Origin of the sequence: Microcystis sp. M090S1, from assembly GCF_020246295.1 — a bacterium.
GTDB classification, from domain to species: domain Bacteria; phylum Cyanobacteriota; class Cyanobacteriia; order Cyanobacteriales; family Microcystaceae; genus Microcystis; species Microcystis aeruginosa.
In genome coordinates, this window is the sequence record NZ_JADBTF010000237.1 from 1 (window position 1) to 4,183 (window position 4,183).

Annotated in this window: 2 protein-coding genes; one reads left to right on the forward strand and one right to left on the reverse strand. The window is 39.3% G+C overall.

From position 1 onward, the window contains the following. The first annotated feature begins 169 nt into the window (after positions 1-169). Positions 170-3,205 carry a type ISP restriction/modification enzyme gene (locus IM477_RS10625; protein WP_287731669.1) on the forward strand — a complete coding sequence of 1,012 codons (3,036 nt, stop codon included), beginning with the start codon at positions 170-172 and terminating at the stop codon, positions 3,203-3,205. 156 nt (positions 3,206-3,361) lie between these two features. On the opposite strand, the gene IM477_RS10630 is transcribed toward IM477_RS10625, so the two are convergent. After that, the gene (locus tag IM477_RS10630) at positions 3,362-3,802 is read right to left on the reverse strand and encodes a helix-turn-helix domain-containing protein (protein WP_287731670.1); all 441 of its coding nucleotides are present in this window, start codon (positions 3,800-3,802) and stop codon (positions 3,362-3,364) included. Positions 3,803-4,183: the final 381 nt, after the last annotated feature.

Below are 4,183 nucleotides of genomic sequence, written 5' to 3' on the forward strand. Positions count from 1 at the left end.
GGCACCCCCCTGATCAAGGGTAGATCCCCCCGCCTATCGGCACCCCCCTTATCAAGGGTAGATCCCCCCGCCTATCGGCACCCCCCTTATCAAGGGGGGCAGGGGGGATCAGAGTCCAAAATCTATCTTCTCTTTGATTATAACTACTTAATTTACCTCCTCTAAGCCCATGTCTAGATTATTAATCAGCCAGTATCAGGCGGAAGTTGAGAAGATTGTCCAATATGGCGGCAGTCGCAAGGAAACTTCGATTAGAGTCGCTTTTCAGAATTTATTAAATGACTATTGCAAGGCGCGGGATTTTTTGTTAATTCCGGAGTTGGATTATCGCACTAAGTCGGGAAAAGTTGTCTATCCTGACGGGACGGTAAAGGATGCTTTACGGTTAGATTGGGGATATTGGGAAAGTAAGGATCAATACGATAATTTAGATGAAGAAATTGAGAAAAAGTTAGCGAAAGGCTACCCTAATGACAATATTTTATTTGAAGATTCCCAGACGGCGGTTTTAATTCAAGGAGGAGAGGAAAGACTGCGCGTCTCGATGCGCGATGATGAGGCTTTGGATGGGATTATTAATGCTTTTATTAATTATGTACGTCCGGAGGTTGAGGATTTTCGAGAGGCGATTGCTAGTTTTAAGGAAGATTTACCAACAATTTTGGAAGCGTTGCGGGATTTAATTGCGTTGCAATCGGAGACGAATCGGAATTTTGTGACAGCGCGGGACAATTTTTTAGAGATTTGTCGCAAGTCAATCAATCCAGAAATTAGCCTGGAAGATGTGCGGGAGATGATTATTCAGCACATCCTGACAGAGGATATTTTTATCAATATTTTTAATGAGTCTCAGTTTCACCGGGAAAATAATATCGCTAGGGAATTACAGGGAGTGATTGAAACTTTCTTTACTGGTAATACCAAGCGCAATACTTTAGGGACAATTGAACGTTATTATGCGGTAATTCGGCGGACGGCGGCGAATATTTATAACCACCACGAGAAGCAGAAGTTTCTCAAGGCGATTTATGAGAATTTTTATAAAGCATACAATCCGAAAGCGGCGGACCGGTTGGGAATTGTCTATACACCCAATGAAATTGTCCGTTTTATGATTGAAAGTGTCGATTATTTAGTTCACAAGCATTTTGGTAAGTTGTTGGCGGATCCAGGAGTAGAAATTTTAGATCCGGCGACGGGGACAGGAACTTTTGTAACGGAGTTGATTGAGTATTTACCGAAGGATAAGTTACGGTACAAGTATAAGCATGAGATGCACTGTAATGAGGTGGCAATTCTGCCTTATTATATCGCTAATTTGAATATTGAGTTCACCTATAAGCAGAAGATGGGTGAGTATGAAGAGTTTGAGCATATCTGTTTTGTGGATACCCTGGACCATGCTGCTTTTCATCTCAAGCAGATGGATTTGTTTGCCATGTCGGTGGAGAATACCCAACGGATTCAAAATCAAAATGACCGCAATATTTCTGTAATTATTGGTAATCCTCCTTATAATGCTAATCAGCAAAATGAGAATGACAATAATAAAAATCGGAAGTATCCTGCTATTGATAAGCGCATTAAGGATACTTACATTGAAGAGAGTACAGCGCAGAAGACAAAGCTATATGATATGTATTCTCGCTTCTTTCGTTGGGCTACTGATAGGTTAGGTGAAAATGGTATAATAGCTTTTATTACTAACTCTTCTTTTATCGATGCGAGGACATTTGACGGTTTTAGAAAAGTAGTAGAGAATGAGTTTAGTGAAATTTATATCATTGATTTAGGTGGTAATGTCAGGAAAAATCCTAAACTTTCAGGGACAACTCATAATGTTTTCGGTATTCAGACGGGGGTGACGATTAGTTTGATGGTGAAGCGAGAAAGTAATAATCTTCCTTGTCAAATTTTATATACTCGCCGTCCTGAATTGGATACAGCAGCGCAAAAATTAGAGTTTTTGTCATCGACAAAACTTAATCAGCTTGATTTTGAGCATATCATCCCAGATAAAAAACATAACTGGATTGAACAATCAGATAATGATTTTAATAGCTTAATACCTGTAGTTGATAAAGATACTAAGCTGTCCAAAGATCAAATTCATGAAGTGGCAATATTTAAGTTGTACACAAATGGAATAAAGAGTAATAGAGATGAATGGGTATATGATTTCAATTCACAGCAACTTGAGAGCAAGATAAGTTATTTTATCGATATTTATAATTCAGATATTTTTAAATACGCAGAAACGTCTTTGTTTTCCAATATAAATATTGATGAAATGGTAAATCTTAATATTAAATGGAGTCGAGATTTAAAGAAGCACTTAATCGCTAGGCATAGCATTACTTTTGACAGAGCAAAAATTATATTTTCTCTCTTTCGCCCTTTTATAAAGCAATTATTTTACAGCGATTTTATACTCAATGATGTTCTAACTAACTATCATGCAGAATTGTTTGGGAAAGGATTTGATTATAGTAATAGTGTTATTTATTTTTCAGGTACTCCGCTTTCTAAACCTTTTCAAGTTTTAACCTCTAATTGTCCGGTTGATTATCATTTCATTGGTGATACACTTTGTCTCCCCCTCTACCGCTACGAGAAAGAAGGAAACCGCATCGACAATATCACCGATTGGGGATTGCAGCAATTCCAAAAACATTACAACGATAAAACCATCACCAAACTCCACATCTTCCACTACACTTATGCAGTCCTTCACTACCCGGAATATCGCAGTAAATATGAATTAAACCTCAAGCGAGAATTTCCGCGACTTCCCTTTTATGATAACTTCTCTCAATGGGTAGAATGGGGAAGCAAACTAATGGAATTACATATCAACTATGAAACCGTCGCACCCTACCCACTAACTCGCATTGATACTAATAATAACCTCAAACCGAAAACTAAACTAAAAGCTGACCGAGAAAAAAATTCTATCAACCTTGATGATGTCACTTTCCTACAAGATATTCCCAAAATTGCCTGGGAATATAAACTCGGTAATCGTTCAGCCTTAGAATGGATATTAGATCAATATAAGGAAAAGAAACCCAAAGATCAAACCATCGCCGAAAGATTTAATAACTATCGCTTCGCCGATTATAAAGAAACAGTAATTGACTTATTACAAAGAGTCTGCACTGTCAGCGTCGAAACCATGAAAATAATAGAAGCCATGAAACATTAAAAAGATTGCTTCCGGGGAATCTTATCCTACACCCTGCCTCCAGTAAAAACTTTTTGCCGCAGACCCTAAGTAGGGAGGCACAATTATTTGTAGGATGGGTTAGCGGTAGCGTAACATGAGCGGGCGTTGGGTTTCATGCTTCAACCCAACCTACGTTCATCTTATATTTAATTCCACCCACCCACTTACTTTGTATTCTTGTCTAAGTTTTTGTACTCTTTCTGTCTCTCTTGCGGGTGGGTGTAGAGTTTTTTTGCGGGTTATTCTCAAGCGTTCGGCTATTCTTGCCACTGTCGCCACACTTAACACTATACCAGTTCTTTCTAGGAATAGTTTCGATAGTTGAGCAAGAGTTGCGTCATTATTTTCCTCAATTAACGTACCGAGGACGATCATTTGTTCTGGCGTGAGTTTTAAATGACGTCCACATCGATAAGTCTTCGGTCGAAGATCTCCCGTTTCTCGATATTGCTTCAAAAGCTTTTGTACGAAACTTAGGGTTACGCAGAATCTTTTCGCTAATTGTCTTTGAGAGATGGGTTCGTTATAATAACAGTCGAGGATTTTCTGACGGAACTCTACTGGATAGGATTTCATTTTTAGTGCGGTTTAGCTATCGATGACATTATACTTCATATTTGTGAGAAAGAAAGAAAATTGAGACGAGGCAACCCTACCGCTCAACTACTAGGGTTGATTCAAGGTAGGGTTGATTCATGAATCAACCCTACCACCGACATCGGGGGGCAAGGGGAGATTCAGCTAATCTAAGGATAGGCGGTTAAGATGCGTCTTAGCTTAGTGGGTTTTCTGGAGCGACTCAAGCGATCGCTAAAGATGTTATTATCTAGGGTCTGCTGAAAAAGTAGGGGCGAAGCATTTGGGCATAACCTATCGGTGAAACCGTAGATTTTCTATCCGAATGCTTCGCCCCTACAGGACGCGGGCCGATGAAGACGCCAGGTTTTGAAGCACGAA

Coding starts and splice junctions, on each gene's coding strand:
- IM477_RS10625 (WP_287731669.1), top strand. CDS start 170: ATGTCTAGATTATTAATCAGCCAGTATCAGGCGGAAGTTGAGAAGATT.
- IM477_RS10630 (WP_287731670.1), bottom strand. CDS start 3,802: ATGAAATCCTATCCAGTAGAGTTCCGTCAGAAAATCCTCGACTGTTAT.